This window comes from Brevibacillus parabrevis (assembly GCF_003710905.1).
Classification (GTDB): Bacteria; Bacillota; Bacilli; order Brevibacillales; family Brevibacillaceae; genus Brevibacillus; species Brevibacillus parabrevis.
Window position 1 is genome coordinate 207,531 of the sequence record NZ_RHHV01000006.1, and the last position, 19,983, is coordinate 227,513.

At 55.0% G+C, this 19,983-nt stretch carries 18 protein-coding genes; 5 read left to right on the forward strand and 13 right to left on the reverse strand.

The window, feature by feature from the left end:
- Positions 1 to 46: 46 nt before the first annotated feature.
- Together EDM60_RS07405 and EDM60_RS07410 are read right to left on the reverse strand one after the other, a co-directional pair.
- The gene (locus EDM60_RS07405; RefSeq protein WP_122963389.1) at positions 47 to 973 is read right to left on the reverse strand and encodes an MsnO8 family LLM class oxidoreductase; all 927 of its coding nucleotides are present in this window, start codon (positions 971 to 973) and stop codon (positions 47 to 49) included.
- Positions 974 to 1,175: 202 nt separating this feature from the next.
- The gene (locus EDM60_RS07410; protein WP_122963390.1) at positions 1,176 to 3,323 is read right to left on the reverse strand and encodes an acyltransferase family protein; all 2,148 of its coding nucleotides are present in this window, start codon (positions 3,321 to 3,323) and stop codon (positions 1,176 to 1,178) included.
- 590 nt (positions 3,324 to 3,913) lie between these two features.
- Here EDM60_RS07410 and EDM60_RS28910 point away from each other — a divergent pair.
- The 3 genes from EDM60_RS28910 (at position 3,914) to EDM60_RS07430 (ending at position 7,635) form a co-directional block, all read left to right on the forward strand.
- Complete coding sequence (locus EDM60_RS28910; RefSeq protein WP_174769204.1) at positions 3,914 to 4,303, forward strand: hypothetical protein; 390 nt, start codon at positions 3,914 to 3,916, stop codon at positions 4,301 to 4,303.
- A 323-nt stretch (positions 4,304 to 4,626) separates the two neighbouring features.
- Positions 4,627 to 5,814, forward strand: coding sequence for a multidrug effflux MFS transporter (locus EDM60_RS07425; protein WP_122963392.1), 1,188 nt, complete (start codon positions 4,627 to 4,629; stop codon positions 5,812 to 5,814).
- 186 nt (positions 5,815 to 6,000) lie between these two features.
- The gene (locus EDM60_RS07430) at positions 6,001 to 7,635 is read left to right on the forward strand and encodes a multicopper oxidase family protein (RefSeq protein ID WP_122963393.1); all 1,635 of its coding nucleotides are present in this window, start codon (positions 6,001 to 6,003) and stop codon (positions 7,633 to 7,635) included.
- 104 nt (positions 7,636 to 7,739) lie between these two features.
- On the opposite strand, the gene EDM60_RS07435 is transcribed toward EDM60_RS07430, so the two are convergent.
- Positions 7,740 to 9,704, reverse strand: a complete 1,965-nt coding sequence (locus tag EDM60_RS07435; RefSeq protein ID WP_122963394.1) for an ATP-dependent DNA helicase — start codon at positions 9,702 to 9,704, stop codon at positions 7,740 to 7,742.
- A 166-nt stretch (positions 9,705 to 9,870) separates the two neighbouring features.
- On the opposite strand from EDM60_RS07435, the gene EDM60_RS07440 reads away from it, so the two are divergent.
- A complete protein-coding gene (locus EDM60_RS07440; RefSeq protein ID WP_122963395.1) occupies positions 9,871 to 10,230 on the forward strand; it encodes a Lin0512 family protein in 360 nt (119 codons plus the stop codon).
- Here EDM60_RS07440 and EDM60_RS07445 read toward each other — a convergent pair.
- Complete coding sequence (locus EDM60_RS07445) at positions 10,227 to 10,559, reverse strand: MGMT family protein (protein WP_122963396.1); 333 nt, start codon at positions 10,557 to 10,559, stop codon at positions 10,227 to 10,229. The genes EDM60_RS07440 and EDM60_RS07445 overlap by 4 nt on opposite strands.
- A 103-nt stretch (positions 10,560 to 10,662) precedes the next feature.
- Positions 10,663 to 12,468, reverse strand: coding sequence for an oligoendopeptidase F (pepF, locus tag EDM60_RS07450; protein WP_122963397.1), 1,806 nt, complete (start codon positions 12,466 to 12,468; stop codon positions 10,663 to 10,665).
- Between the two features lie 238 nt (positions 12,469 to 12,706).
- Here pepF and EDM60_RS07455 point away from each other — a divergent pair, with 238 nt between their 5' ends.
- Positions 12,707 to 13,933, forward strand: a complete 1,227-nt coding sequence (locus tag EDM60_RS07455; RefSeq protein WP_122963398.1) for an aminopeptidase — start codon at positions 12,707 to 12,709, stop codon at positions 13,931 to 13,933.
- Between the two features lie 115 nt (positions 13,934 to 14,048).
- Here the strand turns inward: EDM60_RS07455 and cdaS are convergent, their stop codons facing one another.
- The 8 genes from cdaS to EDM60_RS07490 form a co-directional block, all read right to left on the reverse strand.
- Entirely contained in the window at positions 14,049 to 14,708 is a 660-nt protein-coding gene (gene cdaS, locus EDM60_RS07460; protein ID WP_122963399.1) for a sporulation-specific diadenylate cyclase CdaS, read from the reverse strand.
- Positions 14,709 to 14,783: 75 nt separating this feature from the next.
- Positions 14,784 to 15,545, reverse strand: a complete 762-nt coding sequence (locus EDM60_RS07465) for a LamB/YcsF family protein (RefSeq protein WP_122963400.1) — start codon at positions 15,543 to 15,545, stop codon at positions 14,784 to 14,786.
- Positions 15,542 to 16,570 (reverse strand): 5-oxoprolinase subunit C family protein, encoded by a 1,029-nt coding sequence (locus EDM60_RS07470; RefSeq protein WP_122963401.1) that lies wholly within the window; start codon positions 16,568 to 16,570, stop codon positions 15,542 to 15,544. Before EDM60_RS07470 ends, EDM60_RS07465 begins: the two co-directional genes overlap by 4 nt.
- On the reverse strand, positions 16,567 to 17,280 hold the full coding sequence (gene pxpB / locus EDM60_RS07475) for a 5-oxoprolinase subunit PxpB (RefSeq protein ID WP_122963402.1): 714 nt from the start codon (positions 17,278 to 17,280) through the stop codon (positions 16,567 to 16,569). Before pxpB ends, EDM60_RS07470 begins: the two co-directional genes overlap by 4 nt.
- A gap of 57 nt (positions 17,281 to 17,337) precedes the next feature.
- Positions 17,338 to 17,985, reverse strand: coding sequence for a pyroglutamyl-peptidase I (pcp, locus tag EDM60_RS07480; protein WP_122963403.1), 648 nt, complete (start codon positions 17,983 to 17,985; stop codon positions 17,338 to 17,340).
- Positions 17,986 to 18,016: 31 nt separating this feature from the next.
- Positions 18,017 to 18,790, reverse strand: coding sequence for an IclR family transcriptional regulator (locus tag EDM60_RS07485; protein ID WP_122963404.1), 774 nt, complete (start codon positions 18,788 to 18,790; stop codon positions 18,017 to 18,019).
- On the reverse strand, positions 18,787 to 19,053 hold the full coding sequence (locus EDM60_RS28375; protein WP_141254143.1) for a hypothetical protein: 267 nt from the start codon (positions 19,051 to 19,053) through the stop codon (positions 18,787 to 18,789). The genes EDM60_RS07485 and EDM60_RS28375 overlap by 4 nt, the downstream gene beginning before the upstream one ends.
- A 9-nt stretch (positions 19,054 to 19,062) precedes the next feature.
- Entirely contained in the window at positions 19,063 to 19,947 is an 885-nt protein-coding gene (locus EDM60_RS07490; protein ID WP_122963648.1) for a YitT family protein, read from the reverse strand.
- Between the last annotated feature and the right edge of the window lie 36 nt (positions 19,948 to 19,983).

The window sequence follows — 19,983 nt, forward strand, 5'->3', positions numbered from 1 at the left end:
AAGCCCGAAAAAGTCCATGTGAAGATGCGCTATACTCTGAACTAATTTATGTCTTTCCACATCCTGACGAACCACGGTCAAACACGGAATTGGCGATTAGCTCGTACGAACGCAGTCTCCTGGCGTAATCGGGGAAGTCGGTAATGACCATGATTTCCTCTGCCTGATAGCGCCACGCAATTTCTTCCAGCTTTTCGCGAACATGCGACGGATCGCCCACAATTGGCGGCCTGCGGAAAGCTTTTTGGCTCAACCGGACACAGGCGGTTGCTTCTTCCAACGTTTCCGCGCAAATAACCCCTACGGCGACGATTACCTCCGGATTTGGCTGATGAACGGACGGCTTGTAGTCTCGCCTGTAGGCAGCAACGACTTCCTCCCCCTCCGCTTCGCTCATGAACAGGCCGTAGACGTATCCGGCCCCGTTTTCTGCGGCGTAGCCCGCGCTTTTTTGATTCGTGCCCAAAAGCCACAGCTTGGGCGGCAGCGGCGGGATCGGGCGAGCCACCACAGACTCGCCCTCTACGGTAAACTCCTGACGCAGCAAGGCAGCCAACTGTTGCACCAGCTCCGGCATGCGGCCAACGTCCTGCAAAAAACGGTCGTTCAACGCAAGCGTCGCATGAGCAGAGCCTCCCGGAGCGCGGCCCACGCCCAGATCGATTCGCCCCGGATACAAGGTAGCCAGCAAGTGAAACGCCTCGGCAACTTTATACGGCTTGTAATGAGGCAGCAGCACCGCTCCCGACCCGATTCGGATACGATGCGTCTGCGCCCCGATATGGGCGAGCAAAACTTCCGGTGTGGACGAAGCCAGTCCGGGCATGTCGTGATGCTCGGCAACCCAATAACGGCAATACCCGAGCTGCTCGGCAGTTTGCGCGAGCAAGACTGCTTGCTTCAAGGCGCAAGCAGGATCAACGCCCTCATAAATCGGCGCCAGGTCCAGCACACTCCATTTTTGTATCGGCATAAAAGCATTCCACCTGTTTGTTAGTCGCAACCGTTTCTTTCGTTCCCTCTAGCATAGCGCGATCCGCCGCGCGTGCACAACCGCTCCGGTGCCCCGAAGCTTTTCCCTTTTCCTTGTCCATGCTCCCCTGATCGGTGACGTAACGACAAAAAAACAGGCCCGCTCCCCTTTCGGATGACGGACCTGCCTACAGGCTCCTGCTTTATTCCTGTGTATCTTGTGCTTCTTTTGGAGCGGCAGTCTCCTGTTTGTTTTCGTCCGAAGCTGGCTTTTGGCTCTCCTCCGCCTTCGGTGCTGGCGCTGGCGCTGGTGTTGCCTCGTTGGCTGGCTTTTCGGCTTTTACCGGAGCAAAAGTTTTCGCGACGAGCAAAGCATACGCCCGCGCGCCTTCCGAGTTGAGATGCACGCCGTCCTTGTAAAAATACGTATTTTTTCCGGCACTCGCGGAATGCCAATCGATCAGCGTCATGTTCGGATGGGCAGCTGCCACCTCTGCCAACGTCTCGTTGACGACGCTCTCCCACGGTCGCGGCACACGCGTATTGATCAAAATGACCTGGTCAACGCCATCCAGCGCCTTCAACAGCTTGTCGAGCTGCCCCTTGCTGAACGAGCCATTCGTTCCCAGTTCGATAATGACCCGGCTGCCAAGCTGTCCCTTCGCTCGCAGCGCCTTGATGACATCGGGCGCTTGCGCCATTTGTCTGCCTACCTTGCCGTCAATGACGATGCCTGGCAACAGCTTCGCCAAGTACGGCTCGATATCGAGCATGACCGAATCGCCGATGGCGGTAATTCCTTTTCCGGAAGTAGCGGCAACATCAGGCTCCTCTGATGCTTTTGGCTGTTTGGAAGCAGCGGAATTGTCCTGATTTTTTGCGGGAGCCGTTCCGCCTTGGGCAGGCTTTCCAGCGTTCGGTTTTGACTCGGTTTTCGGTTTCGTCGCGGTTTGCGTGCTCGGCTTTTGTGTTGGTTCCGGCTTTTTCTGTGTCACCGGTACTTGCGGGCCGTGCGGCTTGGCATCCACGTCTTGCTCTTGTGAATGGTCTTTTTGTCCCGAATTTTCGGCCGCTGCTGACGCTTCCGCAAGTTTTTGCATGGCAGACGTGTCTCCCGCTGTCGCTCCGGAGGTCAGCGATGCCACCCCGAAGTAGAGCACAGCCAGTGCGAAGGCGCAGCCTGAGGCGAGAATCTTTTTGGAACGCTTGGGAGCGCCCTGCTGCTTGCTTGTGCCGAGCTTCGCCCACAGTTTTCCCAAAGCGCCGTGACGAATCGGCTCCTCCATGTACTTCCACGACAGGGCTGCGAGCACGATGCACGCCAACACTTGCAGACACGCCCGCAACACGGCGAACGCCCCGCTTTCCTCAGCCGCAGCAGTCGGGCTGGTGAGCACAATCACCGGGTAGTGCCACAAATAAATGCCGTACGAGCGCACGCCGAGCCACTTGAGCGGCTTGCAGCCCATCCATTTTGCCAACGAGCTTGCCGGGTGAGCCAGCACAGCTACCAGTATCGCACTGACAATCGACAACAGGACAAGTCCGCCCTGATACAGAAAATCGTCGTACTGGTTTGTCTTCCAGATCGCCAAGAGCAAAATCGCCAGGCTCACGCATCCGATCACATCCAGCGTGGCCCGCGCTTTGCCGGAGATAGTTGTGGACAGCTTGCGACTCGGCCACATCATCGCCAGGGCGGCCCCGATCAACAGAGCGAATACCCGCGTATCCGTCCCGTAGTAAATCCGGCTCGGGTCCTCTCCCGGTTCATACATGACAGCCATCAACACGGCGGAAACGGCTGCCAGGCCGAGCGTCAAAATCACGAGCGGGCCGCGGCGCTTGATCAAGGAAAGTCCGAGCGCGACCAAGAGCGGCCAAATCAGGTAAAACTGCTCTTCTACCGCCAAAGACCACAGATGTCCAAGCGGCGAAGGCGGACCGAACTTCTCGAAGTACGATACTTCGGAAAAGACCAGCCACCAGTTGCTGACGTAGAAAAGAGCGGCCCAGACGTCTCCGCGCAAGCGCCCCATCTGCTCGGGCGAAAACAGCGCGACACTGGCGACAACCACCACCAGAAGCAACAGCAATGCCGGTAAAAGCCGTCTGGCCCTGCGCAGCCAGAAGTCTTTCATATCCAATCGCCCGTTTCTGCTCCACTGGGCAATCAGCAAATCGGTAATCAGGTAACCAGAGAGGACGAAAAAGATGCCGACTCCAAGGAGTCCTCCTGGCGCCCAATTGTAATTCAGGTGATAAATAATGACTGCGAGTACCGCCAGAGCCCTAAGCCCGTCGATCCCGGGCATGTAGCGGCTGTGGGCAGCCTTGATCGGTTCAGGCATGCTGGCGGCCTCCTCTGCTTGTTGTTTGGCGAGTCCGTACTTCCTTGCGTGTGTTCGTCAGATCCTTGCCATTCGTAACATTCCTTGCTTGCTTCTTGCTTACCGTGCTCGCCATGCAGTTCATCTGCATTCTCCCCTTTAATTTCCGTTCTGTTTTGTTCATGAGTTGACGGGGGCAGTCATTACACATCGGGAATTGCGTGCTTTATGAATGCAAAAACCCCTGGTTTCTTTGGTCCGCTGAAGAAAACGGGGGTTGGTCTCGTTCATTATCTTTATGGAAAATGAATTGTTCCAATCATCATTGCCCGTATTCAGGATGTGGTGCCCAACGTTTTTCCTGTGAAATGTGCTCCTTCTTCTTATGTATGGCTGTTTCCCCTCTTTCCTTCCTTGGATTTTTTCGGCACACTCGGCTTTCCTTTTTGCATGAAAGGAGCCTGGCCTGCCTTTTGGCCGACTGGAAATGGGCTTCCTTCTGATCGACCTAAAAAAATTGCCCGGTCATGTTTTTCTGTCGTCTTGCGTCGTGTCCGGCAACTTCTTGTAACCTGATTATAAGACGCAAAACAGTAAAAACGCGTTACAAATTGTTTACATTCCTTCCCGATTTTTTCCGGGCAGAAAAACGCGGCAAAAGACAGGCGGAAAGCTTCCTCTTCCCGTTTGCAGACAAAAAAAGCCGACGGGGAATTTCCACCGTCAGCTCTACTTTTGTCCTGGATATCAAAAAAGGATGTCCGCTACATATCAGGCCCGCATGGGATCGTCTATTAAATGTGATGAGTAAACAAATAGTTCAGGAAAAATCCCCCACTAATGACGGCAATAGCCATACAGACGATGCCGCTGCGCACCCGTTGGGAGAGCAAACGCATAAAGCCTACACAGAAAAACACACCCGTTACCAAAAAATAGGAAATCCCGACCCAAAACACATTCCAAGGCAGGCTCGCAAAATCCACGTTACCCAAAAGTGAACACCATCCCTGTACCAATCTACTTTTCTTTCATTTTTGCATAAAGGATACTCCATTATAACATTGATCGCCCCTTGATTTGCCAATTTCACTCAGATCGTAACAGAAGTGTCATATGTTTTTGGCCAGAACGCTTCCTGATCGCATTCTGCTAGTTCCGCCAGGATGTTTTTTGCTATAATCAGCGCTAACAAAACTCCCCCTATGAAAAAAGATTGGTGAAATGAAATGATGGCATTCTCACAACTGACGAAGTGCAAACCTCCGATCCCGTAATTTCCCTCTGACCGTTTGAGATTTTTCAACGAATAGGGGGAAGTATTTTGCATACCAAAATCTCAACACCGTCACTGTTTTTGCTCATTTTGCTCGTCGGTTTTCCGCAAATCAGCGAGACGATCTACACGCCGTCGCTGCCGGATCTCGCCAGACAGCTTCACGTTGGCAACAGCACGGTTCAACTGACGCTCAGTATATATTTCCTCGGTTTCGCCTTCGGGGTGTTTTGCTGGGGCAGGCTCTCTGACGCCATCGGACGCCGCCCGGCCATGCTCTGGGGAATCGTGGTCTATGGATTGGGCAGCCTTGGCTGCTATTTGTCCGCTTCGGTCGAGTGGCTGCTCGTTAGCCGTTTTGTGCAAGCTTTTGGCGCAAGTACAGGTTCTGTGGTCACACAGACGATCTTGCGGGAGTGCATGGACGGTCCCAGACGGCATGCCGCTTTTGCGCAAATTTCCGCCGCGCTCGCTTTTACCCCTGCTATCGGACCGTTGATCGGGGGCTGGGTCGACCAATGGTTCGGGTTTTCGGCGGTATTTTTTACGCTCGTCTTGATGAGTGTCGGGCTGTTCTTCGCGACCTTTTTCTCGCTGCCTGAAACAAGGGTGGCGTCCCCGGCCAAGACAACTGTTCGTACCGTTTTCAAGCAGATGCTTGCGGACCGGAGAATTTGGGCCTTTGCCTTTTTGATCGGGGCGACGAACGGCATTTTGTTCAGCTATTATGCTGAAGCCCCGTTCATCTTCATTGAATTTTTTCAGATGACACCAGGCTGGTTCGGGTTTTTGGGCGTGCTTGTCGCCCTGTCCTCGATCTGCGGAGCCATGTTAGCGAAAAAATGGCTGCCCCGGTTTGCTGCGGAAAAGATCATTTTGATCGGTTCTTTGGTGGCGACAGGCGGTGCAGCATGCTTGACTGTTTTGACTTTGGCTGGCGTGGAGCCGAATCCGCTCTCGCTGTGCCTCATGCTCGCGGCGATTTTTATGCTGCTGCTTGGAATCGGCATCGCCATTCCCAATTGCCTGAGTCTCGCGCTCGTCGACTACGGCGCGGTGCTCGGAACGGCTGGCGCGATTTTGGGGCTAGGCTACTACGTGCTGGTCAGCCTGATTACGACTGGCATGAGCTACTTGCACAACGGCTCGCTCGTCACGATGCCGCTGTACTTTTTCGCGTTGGCACTGCTCATGTCGCTGGTCAGCCAAAAACTTGCCGCTCCCAAAAATCGCTAGGCCACGCAGACAGATGTAGCAACTAGCCGCTGTACCTTTCAAGCCGATTTTCCTGTTGCGGGAAGATCGGCTTTTTGCGTGTTTGACGCCTGCTCTGCTGCTTCCTGTTGCCGTGCCTTCATGGTTTCTCCACATTCCTTTGCTACGCTTTTTTCGAAAAACATTATGAGGAGGATGCAGAAATCCATGAATCAATCCATGTTGCGAAGCAGCGTTTTTCCCGTGTTGCTTGGCGGTCTGGTACTTCTCGCCGCTTGCTCGCCGGACCAAGCTTCCACTACAGAGCATGCCGGACACAATATGGCGGCTACCCAGGACAACACGCAGGCAACCGCCCCTGTGACCCAGCCGATGGCAGCGGCAAGCGACAGCTCCATGCAGGTGCTGACTGGCAATGCGTTCACTTTGACGGCAAAAGAAAGCATGCTGCATCTCGATGACCAGACGATGAAAACGGCTTGGACGTACAACGGAACTGTTCCAGGCCCGCAGCTGCGCGTCAAGCAAGGCGAAACCGTTTCCGTCACCCTGAAAAATGAACTGCCGGAGCCTGTGACGATTCACTGGCACGGACTGCCTGTGCCCAACAACATGGATGGCATCCCCGGCGTTACGCAAAATGCGGTAAAGCCAAACGAAAGCTTTACGTACCGCTTCACAGCCGATGTCGCAGGCACGTACTGGTACCACTCGCACCAGAACAGCTCGAAGCAAGTAGACAAAGGACTGTACGGCTCGCTCGTCGTCGAACCGAAAACGTCCGCCCCAGTGGACAAAGACTTTACGCTCGTCCTGGACGAGTGGATGCAGGACGACAGCATGGCAGAGATGCACGGAGGATCAGGCGCGATGGCAGGCATGAATCACGGGACTACTCCCGCTTCGCCGGGCACCTCGGCCGGAAGCGGCCACGACATGCCGGATATGAATGGCATGAGTGATGCGAAAATGATGCCGCTCATGTACACGATCTTTTCCGTCAATGGCAAGACAGGTTCGGCGATTGCGCCCCTGCGGGTGAAGGAAGGGGAAAAGGTGCGCATCCGCCTGATCAATGCCGGGTATTTGTCCCACAAGCTGAATTTGCAAGGACATGCGTTCAAGATCGTCTCCACAGATGGGCAACCGCTGCACAATCCGCCGCTTGTCAAAGATCAGCTGCTCAACATCGCCCCTGGCGAACGATACGACCTCGAATTTGTCGCAAACCAGCCGGGAGCGTGGCTGCTGGAAGAAAAGAGCAGCAATCCCGGAGCCAAGTCGTTGGCCGTTCCCATCGTCTACGAAGGTCAGGAGCACGCGCAACACCAAGCCGAATCGGCGAACCCCCTGCCTGTCGTCGACATCACGACTTACGGCGAGGCAGCGAAAAGCAGCTTTTCACTCGATCAGGCCTATGACGTGACGTACCGGATGGATTTGAACACGGACACGCGCGATGGACAAATGGCGTTTACGATCAATGGGCAAACGTTTCCGAACGTCCCTCCCCTCGATGTGCAAAAAGGCGATCTGATCAAAGTCACATTCGTCAACAACTCGCCGGAGGATGTGCACCCGATGCATTTGCACGGACACTTTTTCCAGGTGTTGAGCAAAAACGGCAAGCCTATTTCCGGCTCGCCGCTACGGAAAGATACGTTGAACGTACAGCCCGGCGAGTCTTATGTCGTCGCTTTTGCAGCCGACAATCCGGGCGAGTGGATGTTCCACTGTCACGATCTGGGGCACGCGGCAAAAGGCATGGTGTCCGAAGTCAAGTACGCAGGCTTTCAGCGCGATTTCACCGTCGATCCGACTGTCGGCAACATGCCGGAATAAAAAAGAAGCAGGACGCCGCCTTGGCTCCTGCCTCTTTTTTGCTTTCCTTTTTTCCACAACAGAAGAACGGCGTGCAAGCTCCCGTTCCCGTCTCCTGCACACGTCTACACCAATTCGCTTGCCCAGGCATCACGCCACTCGACCCCGGCGGGAAAGACGCTCTGCACATGTTTTCGCAGCTGCTCGTCGTTCCACGGCTCCGGGCTTAAAATCGAGACGATGCCGCTGTCCTCGCGCGTCCGAATCAGACGGCCAATCCCTTGGCGCAGACGCAGCAGCATGTATGGCAAATCGACCTCGGCGAACGGCGACGCCGCGCTTTTCCGCTTGGCGGCAAACACCGGATCGTTCGGAGGAAACGGCAGCGACCAGATGATCACGTTGGACAGCGACGGCCCCGGCACATCCAGCCCTTCCCACAACGTCACGGCGCACAGGATGCTCTCCTCGTCGTTCTGAAAACAGGAGATCAGGTGGCTGATTTCCGCATCGCCTTCGTACCAGAAACGCATGGAGGCGCACTCCGGGTAAGCTCCCACAGCCGCTTTGAACTCCTGCATTTCCTCCATCGATGAAAACAGCAGCAGCGCGCGACCGCCCGTTTTTTGCAGCAGCGACACAGCCAAATCCATTTTTTCCGCAAACGGCTGCGTACAGGACAACGGCGGCACGAAAGCTTCCATCTGCTCCGCATATTCGTAAGGCGAAGCGACGGAGAACGACAAATAGTCTTCGATGCCGAGACTGTCCGCGATGTAGTCAAACGAGCCTTCTACCGACAAGGTCGCGGAAGAGAAAATGATCGGCATGTTTTGCGCGAAAACGCGTTCCCGCAAAACTTCCTGCACCATTTTCGGCATGACGACCAACGTAGGGCCTGTCCATTCTTCGCTCATCCAGGAAATGACGTGATCAGGCTTCTGGAACAAGCCGAGAGCCAGCTGCATCATTTCCAGATGCTCTTCCACAATCCGCAATTGGAACTCGTCCAAAGAATACAGGCCGCTCTCCAGCGCCAGCTCCTCTTCAATCGAAGCAATCAGGCTCGTAAAACGGTGGATCGAGGCAATCAGCTGCGGATGGAAGGAGATCTCCTTGCGCGTCGAACCGGCAACCGGCTTGCTTTCGGCGTTCAGTCGCAAAAACAAATCTTCGCTCTGGATAATCGCTTCTTCAATCGCTACCGCCAGCGACTCCCTGATTTCGCCTTGCAGCAGGCGCGTAATGATTTCTTCAAAAACGGAATGATTCAGCTTGTAGGTCAACGCCTTTTGCGCCGCAGGCTCCAGCAGATGCCCTTCGTCGAAGATGACAGAGCTGTGATTAGGCAAAAGCGGCAGTTGTCCTCCCCGCTTCCGCGCCTCATACGTCCAGACATGCTCCATGTAAAAATCGTGCGAGCAAATGATCAGATCGGCAGACTGACGGTAATGGTTGCGCGACAAAGTCTGTCCGCACCGATGCTGTCTGTCGCAGACAAAACAGTCCTGGAAAGCATCCCAGTTCATTTGCGACCACTGCTGGTCGTTCAGCGCGGAGTAGGCGCTGCGGTCGCCGTATGGAGTAAACGATTGAAGCGCTTCATGCTTGTGGACAAACGATGGCAGCTCCTCGTAAATGTGCATAAACACTTCGTCGCTGTCCAGCTTGTAACGCGCCTCGTCCAGCTTGCGCAAGCAAATGTACTGGTCTGGCGACTTACCGAGCCTCGCGTCAATGGTCAAGTCGAGATGCTTGGCCAGCTTGGCGATATCCCCCTCCGGCTTCACCAGCTGTTCGATCAACGACTCGTTGGCACAGGCGATGATCGCCGGCTTTCTCGTATAACGCGCATAGCAGATGGCGTACAGCAAATAAGCGAGCGTTTTTCCCGTGCCTACGCCTGCTTCGGCAAAAATCGTCTGTTTCTCCTGGAAGGCCCGCTCCAGCTGAAAAGCCATGTAAATCTGCTCGTCGCGCACTTCGAAGCCAGCCTCAGGCAAAATATCGTAAAACACGTCCGCTACCCAGTCACTTACTTGCGAGATAAACGGCTGGGCGGGATCGTAGGCAAAAGGATACCGTTCCACTTCAAACCTGCCTCCATTATGAACCAAGAATCGTCGAGCAATGATGCCAAAGTGTAATGATGACACGAGTCATGGATAAACACAATACGTCAGGCAGGAAAAAATCGCGATTCGTGGTAAGATGGGAGAGAAACGACGAAGGAAAATAGTAGGAGTGAATGCGACAATGGACAAAGTCATGTTTATCGAAATCGGCATGGGGATCGATCTCCATGGACAAAACGTCACCAAAGCAGCCGTTCGCGCTGTCCAAAACGCCATCCATCACAACTCGATGCCGGGTCTGCGCTCTGTGCTGCCCGGAAATGATATTCACAAAATGAAAGTCAACGTGCGTCTCGCTGTGCCTGCCGACCGCGACAAGCTCGATCTCGATACCGTGCGGGCGGAGCTGCCTTACGGAGAAGTGTCGTTTGAAGTCGTGGACGGCGGCATGCTGACGAGCAGTGGCGTCGTCATTGCGGAAAAGGAAGACAAAAACGATCTGGCGTACGTCGTGATCGCTTCGGTGGAAGTCGGCTACTAATCAGGAAATCGTGCCAGTCCAGGTTCAGGGTGGTGTTGAAACCGTTCCAGATCGATGTCGCCCGTCTTGGACACCGTTACGCCTTCGCCTTCCAGCAACATTTTTTGCAGCGTCATGGAATCGAAGTCTTGCAACCCGATTTTTCCTTTGGCATTGATGACCCGGTGCCACGGGAGCTTGTGCTTTTGTGACATGGAGTGGAGTATCCGCACGATTTGTCTGGCTCCCCGCGGACTCCCGGCCAATGCGGCGATCTGTCCGTACGTCATGACAGTGCCTGCTGGAATGCTGGCGATAATCTGAATGGCGCGCTTCGTAAATTCGGTCATTTCCCGTTCTCCTGTTCTCTTTCATCCAAAAGTCGAAAAAGGCTCGTGATGCTTTCGTCATCACAAGCCTTTTTTCCTGTTCAGCTAAGCTTTGGGCAACTGGTTATTTTTCAAACAGTCTTTCCAGCTCGTCTACGAGACTGCCGACATACGCCACGGCATCGCGGATCGGCTGCGGCTCTGACATATCTACGCCTGCTTTTTTCATCAGCTCCAGCGGCTTCAGCGTGCCCCCTGCTTTCAAAACAGAAAGCCAACGGTCGACAGCTGGTTGCCCTTCCGCTTTAATGCTTGCCGCCATCGCAGTGGAAGCGGTCAATCCCGCCGCATACGTGTACGGATACAATCCCATGTAGTAGTGCGGCTGGCGCATCCAGGTCAGGCTGGCTGCCTCGTCAAGCTCCACGGCGTCTCCCCAGAACTCTGCCAGCACTTGCCCTTTCCACTCCGACAGCTTTTTCGCTGTCAACGGCACGTCGTTTTGCGCGGCTTCGTACACTTTGCGCTGCATGCGGCCTTCCAGCAAATGCGTCACGAAGTTGTGGTAGTACGTGTTCATCAGCTGCAAAATGACCCAGCGCTTGAGGCGCGGATCGTCAGACTGCTCCATGATGTGCTGGGCGAGCAGCAGCTCGTTGATCGTGGACGGTGCCTCGATAAAGTACAAGGACGGACGCGAGTTGGTATAGCTTTGCTCACGGGTAGCCAACGTGAAGTGACCGCAATGTCCCAGCTCATGAGCCAGTGTGAAGGCGCTGCGCATGTTGCCCGACCAGGTGATCAGAATATAGGAGTGATTGCTGTACGGCGTCGAGCAGAAAGCCCCTGTCGATTTGCCCACGTTGTCGACGTAATCGATCCAGCGCTCGGACAGCGCTTTGTCCATGATCTCTGCGTATTCCGGTCCCATCACCTGCAAAGCGGACTTGATCAGGCGCCCCGCTTCCTCAATCGTAATCGGCGGGCTAAATTCAGGATCGAGCGGCGCTTTCAAATCGCAAAACGTCAGCTTTTCCAGTCCCAGCTCTCGCGCTTTGAGCTTGGCGTAACGGCGCATGTGCGGAGCCAGCTCTGTTCCGATAATATCGAGAATGTTGTGGTACAGTTCGAGCGATACTTGTTGAGGATGCAGCAGCATGTCGGTGACGCTGTCGAAGCCGCGCAATCTGGACAGGACGGTCTGCTTCTTCACCTCTGTGGCATAGACGGCAGCAAACGAGTTTTGATAAGCCGCCAACGTTTTCGAAAAAGATTCGTAGGCAGCGCGGCGCAATGTCGTATCGGAAGACATTTCATAGTCCGCTTCAAACAAAGCAAACGAAACCGGACGTTCTGCCCCCGCCCCATCTTTGACAGGCGCGAAGGACATGTCGGACAGCTTCCCGCGTTGATAAATCGTGTAAGGCGCTGCAAACACTTCACCGAGTGCGGCAATGGCAGACTCCGTATCCGCGGACAGTCGATACGGCTTCGTTTCCAGCAAATCGGAAAGACTTCTGGCAAAAGGCGCAAGTCCCGGCTCTTCTTGCAGGTATTTCTCAATCGTGCCGTCTGGCAGCGCCAAAATTTCGGAAGGCACAAACGAAAGCGCTGCGTTCAGCGTCGACACGACATCGCCCACCCGCGCAGAATTTGCCTGATTGAGCGGATTGGTGCCATCTTCGGAGGAACGCAGGCGGGCGTATGTCGCCACCAGATTCGCCCGCACCTCCATTGCTTCTTTTGCTTCCAGACATGCGAGCAATGTCTCTGCTCCTGTATGTAGCTGTCCTTGGAATGCGGTGACAACCGGCAGCTGATTGACAATCTCGTCAAGCTCCTGCTCCCATGCTTCTTGGCTGGCAAATAAATCGTCCAGGTTCCACGTATGTTCTACGGCCACCTGGTCACGCATGAGTCTCGTTTTCACTCTGTCTGCCTCCTTGTCATTCCCTCAGTAAAATGTTTTTAATTATTCAAGTTTGATTCTATTTGAATTTTCCTCCAATTCGCGAAAATATACAAGTCCGCTTTGCACGCGAAATCCGCCGTAATCTGTCTTTTCCTGCGCTTTCCGAGGAAATTCTTTCGAAAATAACTAGCAAGCCATTCCAAATTCCCAGGTATAATAGAAAAGAATTTATCGCCAAGGAAAGGGAGGTTTTCTTATGTCTTTTGAAGTGATGTTTGATCGCTATGCCGATCTCGCTGTAAAAGTCGGCGTCAACGTACAGCCGATGCAGACACTTGTTGTTAGCGCACCGCTCTCCTCCGCTCCGTTTGTGCGCAAAGTAGCGCGCAAAGCGTACGAAGCGGGAGCAAAACACGTACATATCGAATGGACCGACGACGAATTGACCCGCATGAAATACGATCTGGCACCCGATGAAGCTTTTGCCGAGTATCCGCAGTGGAAAGCGCAAGGCATGGAGGAGCTGGCGCAAAACGGCGCTGCCTTCTTGTACGTTTCCTCCACCAACCCTGACTTGCTCAAAGGCGTGAAGCTTGAGCGAATCTCCAGCGCGAACAAGGCAGCCGGACAAGCCTTGCAGACGTTCCGCAGCTACACGATGTCAGACAAAGTAAGCTGGTGCGTGCTCGCCGTTCCATCCGAGGCATGGGCCGCTACCGTGTTTCCTGACTTGCCAGCGGACGAGCAGGTCCCCGCTCTGTGGGACGCGATCTTCAAAGCGACTCGCACAGACGCGGCTGATCCGGTTCAGGCTTGGCACGACCATCATGCCACGCTCAACAGCAAAGTCGCGTATTTGAACGCGAAGCAGTATCGTTACCTCCACTACGAAGCGCCAGGGACCCAATTGACGATCGAGCTTCCTGACCGCCACGTCTGGATCGGAGGGGGCAGCGTGAACGAAAAAGGCGTTTCCTTCATGGCGAACATGCCTACCGAAGAAGTGTTCACCGCTCCGAAAAGAGACGGCGTGAACGGAACCGTCCGCAGCACGAAGCCGCTCAGTTATCAAGGAAACATCATCGAGAATTTCAGCTTGACGTTTGAGCAGGGAAAAATCGTTTCGGTCACTGCCGAAAAAGGCGAAGAAGCGCTGAAGCAGCTCGTCGCAACGGACGAAGGCTCGCACTATCTCGGAGAAGTCGCGCTGGTTCCCCACCAGTCTCCGATCTCTTTGTCCAACATCATTTTTTACAACACGCTGTTTGACGAAAATGCCTCGAATCACCTGGCGATTGGCAGCGCTTACTCGGTCAATATCGAGGGCGGTGCAGACATGAGCCAGGAACAATTGGCGGCACACGGCATCAATACGAGCCTGGTGCACGTCGATTTCATGGTTGGCTCCGAGCAGATGAACATCGATGGCGAAACAGCTGACGGTGTCCGCGAGCCTGTATTCCGCAACGGAAACTGGGCATAAGCAAGCGGCAAGCAAAACGGCAAAGCGGTTCGCCGGATTCACGGAACCGTTCCAGCGCATGCGCAAGAGGACCGCGCGCCCTTTTCAGGTGCCCCGGTCCTCTTTTTCGTTCCTGCTACATATGGGTAATGATCGGGTAAAGCCTGCCTTGCAAGGCAAACGATGCTTTGCCTGTCTCCTCGGAGACGACGATGATCAGCGCGTCGCATTGCTCGCTGAGTCCCAATGCCGCGCGGTGCCTCGTTCCCAGCTTCTTTTCCCCGACGGTAATCTGCGACAGCGGCAGGACGTTGGCAGCCGAGACAATCTGATCTCCGCGAATGTACACCGCCCCATCGTGCAGCGGACTGCCCGGAAAAAAGATCGATTCGAGCAAGGAATGGCTCAACACGGCCCCAATCGGGATGCCCGCCTGCAAAAAGGGAGCTACGGAATCTTCCCGCTCCATGACGACCAGGGCACCTTGACGCTTTTGCGCCAAATGCGAAACAGCCAAAGACAAGTCGGTATATGTAGACGAATACGGAGCGAGATAGCATTGCAAATAAAAGGAAGCCGCTGTCGTCTCCAGTCGGCTGAATCTGCTGCGAATCTCGTCAAAAGTGCCCAGCAAGCAGCCTTCCGCTTGATCGAGAGCGAGCAAGCTTTGCTGCATAACCGCGAGGATGCTGGTCAATTCCTGCTTCAGCTCCGCTTTCAAGGAGGATGTATCGCAGTTCATCTGTACGATGGTCGTCCTCTCCCTCCACCAGCTTTTCCTCTGATTGTTCCCCATTCACTCCGGTTTCATCCTGCCAGTTGCCTGTGCGCCTTTTCCGGAGGCTGACCCGTTTTGATCTAGCTCATCTGCTTACGAGCGCACGGGACGGATGGAAATATGCGCGGCGGCAAGCGCCTGACGAATGCACTGGGCAAACTCCAGAGCGTGGGCACCGTCTCCATGAATGCAAATCGTATCAGCCCGTATCGACACATCTGCGCCTTGCACAGATTGCACGACTCCTTCTGTCACCATCCGCACGACCTGCCGCACGGCTGCCTGATCGTCCGTGATCAGGGCGTTTGGCTCTGTGCGGGGCGTCAATGTCCCGTCTGCCTGATACGTCCGGTCGGCAAACACCTCATGGGCGGCGCGTAGCCCGATTTTTTCCGCTGCCCGTGTCAATTCGCTCCCGGCCAGCCCAAACAGCACCAGCTCCGGGTTAACCTTGAACACTGCTTCCGCTATCGCTTCCGCCAGGGCCGGGCGCGTTGCTGCCATGTTGTACAAGGCTCCGTGCGGCTTGACGTGCTGCATCGTGCCGCCTTCTGCCTGGACAAAAGCTTGCAGCGCACCGATCTGGTAGACCGTCAGCTCGTAGGCGTCCTGCGCGGAGATATCCAGATTGCGACGACCGAACCCAACCAGATCGGCCAGGCCAGGATGGGCGCCGATTGCCACTTCGTTTTCCAGAGCCAGCTTCACTGTTTTTCGCATCGTCGCCGGATCGCCCGCATGCAGGCCGCAAGCGATATTCGCTGAACTGATATACGGCAAAATCGCCTGATCATTGCCCAGGCGATACACGCCGAAGCTTTCCCCCATGTCGCAGTTCAAATCGACAGTCTTCATCGTTTGCTCCTCCCTCCCAAGTAAAGCTCAATTCCCGTTTCGAGTTCTGCGAGCGCCTTTTCCTGCTCGTACCATGCCTGCTGGGCAGCGCGCAAGGTCACTTGTTGAAACTGTACCCGATCATGTGGACGCAGCTGGGCCAGGATGGGCAAATCGACAGTCGCCACATGGCCGATTTTCGGATAGCCGCCTACCGTTTGCCGATCTGCCAGCAATACGATCGGCATTCCACTCGGCGGAACTTGGATCGTTCCGGCAGACACAGCGGAAGAGATCAGCTCGACAGGTTCGTTCAGCGCAAGCTCTGGCCCGTGCAGCCGATATCCCATCCGGTCTGACTGCACGCTGATTTGATAGGGCGTTGTCCAAAAATCGCGGCGGCTTTGCGCGGTGAACAGCTCGCTCTCGGCCCCGGGCATGACCCGTACGACCGCGTCTTTTTGCTGTGGATAAGGGAAAAATGATTGTGGGACAAACCAGTCGGCCTCGCAAAAGGAATCGGCTCTGTTCACGCTCCGGTCTTGCAGTTGCCGGGCAAGCCGTACATTCTTTTTTCCCGGCTTTCCCAGGGACAGCCTGTCTGTTTCCGCAAGCGCTCTGCCCCATGCCCCGCCAAATTTGGCCCGCACGTTCGTGCTTCGGCTGTTCATCACGAGCGGCACGTCAAAGCCGCCTGCGATGGCGAGATAGGCGCGGCAGCCTTCTCTCGCATGCCCGAAGCGGAGGACACTGCCGCTTTGGACCAAGACTGGGCGATTGCGGCGAAGACGGCGCTCATCTAAAACAGGCTGCATGTCCGCCCCGCATACCGCCACGAGCACATCCTGGTGAAAGCGCAGCGCTGGCCCTTTCATGGTCAGCTCCAAAACAGCTGCGTCAGGCTCGTTGCCGACGAGCAGGTTCGCCACTCGCAGCGCCAGCGCGTCCATCGCTCCGTTGACATGGACGCCATGCCGCTGATACCCGTATCTGCCCAAATCTTGTACGGTCGTGAACAAGCCTGGCGAGATGACTTCGACACTCATCGCCCCACCTGCTTTCTCTGTTCATACTCAGCCGCAGAAATCGGAACGAAGCGCACCCGATCACCTGCGCGCAGCAAGCTGGGCGGATGCTCTTCCGGGCGAAACAGACGCTCTGGCGTGCGACCGATAATTTGCCAACCGCCGGGACTTTCCAGCGGGTATACGCCTGTCTGTGCCCCGCCGATCCCGACGCTGCCCGGCGCAATCGCCGTACGTGGCGTCGACCTGCGCGGAGTGGCGATCCGCTTGTCCAGCCCGCCCAAATACGGGAAACCGGGGGCGAAGCCGATCATGTGCACGATGTACGCTTGACCGCTGTGAATCTGGATGACTTCTTCCTGCGTCAAACCGTGGTATTCGGACACTTCTTGCAAATCCGGGCCGTACTGTCCGCCGTAGCAGACCGGGATGTCCACCACCCGTTGCTCCGATGCGGCGGAAAAAGACAATTGGCGCAACTGATTTTCGAGCGCTGCCTGGAAACGATCGTACGCCAACTCTTGTCCAAGCGGATCGCGCCATGCGAGCGGGTCGTAATAAATCGTCACAGTCGTGTAGCCAGGCACGTATTCGGTCATTCCCGACAGCGGCTGCTGCTCCAAATACGCGGAGATCGCCATGATCTTTTGCCGCGTCTGTTCGTCGATCACATCCCCCAGCTTGAGAACAATTCCTGCATCTCCGAGCGGAAAAAACTCCAGTCGCTCCACTCTGCACTCCTCCTGCCCATCTGTGTCGCTACGCTGCTGTGCCACGCGATCTTGGTGTCAGCTGATTTGTCCGCCGCCCTCCACGATGTCGCGTTCGTGATTCACAGCCGTTTCGATGGCAATCTGCAAACCGTTGACAATCGTCTCTACCGACATGCTCGGCTGCCCCGAATGCTTGGCCGCTTGTTCAGGCAAATACGGAATATGGACAAAGCCTCCGCGAACAGCCGGATATTCTTTGTCCAAGGCGTGCATCAGCCCATAAAACAGATGGTTGCAGACAAACGTGCCCGCTGTTTGCGACACGGAGGCAGGTATCCCTTTTGCCCGCATTTCTTTGACGATAGCTTTGATCGGCAAACTCGACCAATAGGCGACAGGGCCGTCTTCCACGATTGGCGTGTCGATCGGCTGCTTGCCCTCGTTGTCCGGGATTCGCGCATCGTCTACGTTGATCGCTACCCGCTCGATGCTAATATCCGCACGTCCGCCAGCCTGTCCGATGCAAAAAACGAGATCGGGCGAAATCTCGCGGATCGCTTGCAAAAGCAGTTCGACCGATTTGCCGAACACCGTCGGGAGCTGCCTTGCCACGATGCGGTACTCCCCAGCTTCCACCTCAGCCAGCCGTTTCACCGACTCCCAGGCCGGATTGATCGCCTCCCCGCCAAACGGGTCAAATCCTGTGACCAAAATCGTTTTCATTTCGCTTCTCTCCCTTTTTTCTAAAAGTAGATTACTCATTCCGGTTTGCCCGCCGATAGCCAAGCGCCGTCGAGATCCGCTCCGCCGCATTCGTCAGGTGAGCAACCAGTTCAGGTAGCCGAGCCTGCGAGAACCGCTCCTGTGGCCCGGCAATACTGATGCCCGCACAAATCCGGCCGAGATGGTCAAAAATCGGTGCAGCAATCGCTACCGTATCGTTTTCCAGCTCGGAATGGCTGATCGTAAACCCTTTGGCCCGAGACTCAGCCAGCAGACGGCGCAGCTCGTCCTTGTCCGTAATCGTCCCGCGACCGATTGGCTGCAAATCCACCTCTTGCAAATAGCGTTCGCGCTCCTGCTCCGCCAAAAAAGCAAGAATGATTCGCGAACACGCCCCCGCGTACAAAGGCGCCCGTCTCCCGATCTTCGTATACAGGCGTACCGGATGCGGAGTATCGAGCTTTTCCACATAGATCGCCTCGTCGCCGTCCCGGATGATCAGGTGGACCGCTTCCTCTACCTCGTCGCGCAGGACACTCATCACGGGCAAAGCGAGCTGCCGGATATCCAGCCGCTCCGCCACCAGTTGTCCGAACTGCAAAAACAGCAGCCCCAACGCATACTTGCCATCTTCTCCCCGCTGCAAAAAACCCATCGCTTCCAGTGACCCTGCCATGCGGTGAACAGACGTTTTTGGCATTTGCGCGTACGCGATCATTTCATTCAGGCTAAGTCGCTCGTGCTCGATGAACAATTGGAGCAGCTCCATCGACTTCACAACCGTCTTGTTTTGGTGTTGGTTCATAAAAAGCTCCCGTTTGTCGCGAATTTTGTTCCGAATTTCGGAACATCAGTTTCATTTTTGTCATCTCCATCATAATTTTCTGTCTGCCAAAAATCAATTGCTGCTTTTCGAGTTTTCAGAAAATGAGCACTTCCTTTTGCCACATTAGAAAACGTGGCTGCGTCAAGCCTTTGGCGCAGCCTTAGTTGCACTTGTACTGGATAAGAATCTTGTAAATTCTTATCTGCACGCAAAAAAAGCAAGCTGTTCGCTTGCCGTAACACTTCCCGCTGTTAGTGAATGTTCTTTTTCTTGAACCGTCCGCCTGATACATCGTGAATATGTCCAATTGCGAGAAAGGCAGAAGTGTCGATCTCCTCGACGATCGACTTCAGCTTCGCTTCCTCCAGTCGCGTGATCACACAGAAAATGACTTTTTTATCGTCGCCGGAATAGCCGCCCTCGCCGCGCAAATACGTAATGCCTCTTCCCAGCCTGGCTGACAAGGCATCGCCGATCTCGTCAGGAAAGTCGCTGATGATCCAGACCGACCTCGATTGCTCCAGCCCGACCATCGTCAAGTCAATCATTTTATAAGCGATGTAGTAGGCAATCAGCGAGTACATCGCCCGATCCCAGCCAAAAATGAAGCCTGCGCTGCCGAGAATAAAAATATTGAAAAACATCACGACCTCGCCGACCGAAAAAGGACTTTTCCGCGTCAGCAAAATGGCGACAATTTCAGTGCCATCCAGCGAACCGCCTGCACGAATCACCAGTCCGACGCCAATCCCGATGATGATGCCGCCGAACACCGCAGACAACAGCAAGTCGTCGGTCAGGCTTGGGACATGGTGCAAAAAATTCGTGCCCAACGACATGACCGCGACGCCAAACAGCGTGGAGATCGCGAACGTTTTTCCGATCTGCTTGTAGCCGATCAACAAAAACGGCAAGTTGAGCAGAAAGAGGAAAACCCCGAGCTTGATCCCGGTCAGGTGCGACATCATGATCGACAGACCCGTCACGCCGCCGTCGATAATATTGTTCGGCACGAGAAAAATTTCCAGTCCGACTGCAACCATCAGCGCCCCGATCACAATGGCGAGCGCCCGGGTGACAATCCTTCGTTTTTTCGCCCGCCTGTGGGTAATCGGACTCGTTTTTGCCGCTTCCATGAAAATCATCCTTACCCGTTTTTTTCTTTCTGCATC

Excerpts from the sequence above, each read along its gene's own strand:
- EDM60_RS07405 (WP_122963389.1), bottom strand. The coding sequence starts at position 973 with ATGCCGATACAAAAATGGAGTGTGCTGGACCTGGCGCCGATTTATGAG.
- EDM60_RS07485 (WP_122963404.1), bottom strand. The coding sequence starts at position 18,790 with ATGAACCAACACCAAAACAAGACGGTTGTGAAGTCGATGGAGCTGCTC.
- EDM60_RS07440 (WP_122963395.1), top strand. The coding sequence starts at position 9,871 with ATGGACAAAGTCATGTTTATCGAAATCGGCATGGGGATCGATCTCCAT.
- pcp (WP_122963403.1), bottom strand. The coding sequence starts at position 17,985 with ATGAAAACGATTTTGGTCACAGGATTTGACCCGTTTGGCGGGGAGGCG.
- EDM60_RS07430 (WP_122963393.1), top strand. The coding sequence starts at position 6,001 with ATGAATCAATCCATGTTGCGAAGCAGCGTTTTTCCCGTGTTGCTTGGC.
- cdaS (WP_122963399.1), bottom strand. The coding sequence starts at position 14,708 with ATGGGGAACAATCAGAGGAAAAGCTGGTGGAGGGAGAGGACGACCATC.
- EDM60_RS07470 (WP_122963401.1), bottom strand. The coding sequence starts at position 16,570 with ATGAGTGTCGAAGTCATCTCGCCAGGCTTGTTCACGACCGTACAAGAT.
- EDM60_RS07490 (WP_122963648.1), bottom strand. The coding sequence starts at position 19,947 with ATGGAAGCGGCAAAAACGAGTCCGATTACCCACAGGCGGGCGAAAAAA.
- EDM60_RS07445 (WP_122963396.1), bottom strand. The coding sequence starts at position 10,559 with ATGACCGAATTTACGAAGCGCGCCATTCAGATTATCGCCAGCATTCCA.
- EDM60_RS07455 (WP_122963398.1), top strand. The coding sequence starts at position 12,707 with ATGTCTTTTGAAGTGATGTTTGATCGCTATGCCGATCTCGCTGTAAAA.
- EDM60_RS07410 (WP_122963390.1), bottom strand. The coding sequence starts at position 3,323 with ATGCCTGAACCGATCAAGGCTGCCCACAGCCGCTACATGCCCGGGATC.
- EDM60_RS07465 (WP_122963400.1), bottom strand. The coding sequence starts at position 15,545 with ATGAAGACTGTCGATTTGAACTGCGACATGGGGGAAAGCTTCGGCGTG.